This is a genomic window from Massilia sp. TSP1-1-2 (genome assembly GCF_049896185.1).
Classification (GTDB): domain Bacteria; phylum Pseudomonadota; class Gammaproteobacteria; order Burkholderiales; family Burkholderiaceae_D; genus Telluria_A.
On the sequence record NZ_JAFCTU010000224.1, the window covers coordinates 1 to 522 of the forward strand.

The 522-nt window shown below is 62.1% G+C and carries 1 pseudogene; it reads left to right on the forward strand.

Features of this window, described 5'->3' with window-relative positions:
- Nucleotides 1-522 (forward strand): annotated as a pseudogene (rpoB, locus tag ACP7BV_RS27820) (DNA-directed RNA polymerase subunit beta); the annotation flags it as partial.

Genomic DNA, 522 nt, shown 5'->3' on the forward strand with positions numbered 1-522 from the left:
GCCCTGAGCGCTACGACCTGTCGGCCGTTGGCCGCATGAAATTTAACCGTCGTATCGGTCGTGACGAACTGACCGGCATGATGACACTGTCGAACGATGACGTTCTGGCCGTGATCAAGATTCTGGTGGAACTGCGCAATGGCCGCGGCGAAGTCGACGATATCGATCACCTCGGTAACCGTCGCGTTCGTTGCGTGGGCGAGCTGGCCGAAAACCAGTTCCGCGCCGGCCTGGTGCGTGTTGAGCGCGCCGTCAAGGAACGCCTCGGCCAAGCCGAAGCGGACAACCTGATGCCGCACGACCTGATCAACTCGAAGCCGATTTCGGCTGCGATTCGCGAGTTCTTCGGTTCGTCCCAGCTGTCGCAGTTTATGGACCAGACCAACCCGTTGTCGGAAATCACCCACAAGCGCCGCGTATCCGCTCTGGGCCCTGGTGGTCTGACGCGCGAACGCGCCGGCTTCGAAGTGCGCGACGTGCACCCGACCCACTACGGCCGTGTGTGCCCGATCGAAACGCCAG